The sequence below is a fragment of the Chromohalobacter sp. HP20-39 genome (assembly GCF_033052815.1).
Lineage (GTDB): Bacteria > Pseudomonadota > Gammaproteobacteria > Pseudomonadales > Halomonadaceae > Chromohalobacter.
Genome location: NZ_JAWHTP010000594.1, coordinates 1 through 278, shown reverse-complemented (window position 1 = coordinate 278; position 278 = coordinate 1). Strand labels below are relative to the sequence as shown.

Sequence of the window (278 nt, the reverse complement as noted above, 5' to 3'; positions counted from 1 at the left end):
CCACGGATTACCAAGGTTCATCTTTCCGTGTTCGGATTTTCGCGCGGCGCGGCAGAGGCGCGCACATGCTGTCAGTGGATTCGCAAGGCCACGAAAATGAAGGTTGGGTATGCGGAACTGAACATGCGTTTTCTGGGAATTTTCGACACCGTTGCGTCGGTTGGCCTGGCAGATTCATCGCCTGTGGGCAGCGGGTTCATGGATTGGGCCGACGGAACGATGGACATTGGCGATTTTGAGAAGGTAACGCACTTCGTTGCCGCGCATGAGATTCGTCA

The 278-nt window shown here is 55.4% G+C and carries 1 protein-coding gene; it reads left to right on the top strand.

What is annotated here, in order from left to right; genetic code table 11:
- A partial coding sequence (locus tag RVY79_RS19315; protein ID WP_317466184.1) for a hypothetical protein occupies positions 1-278 on the top strand: 278 nt, incomplete at both ends.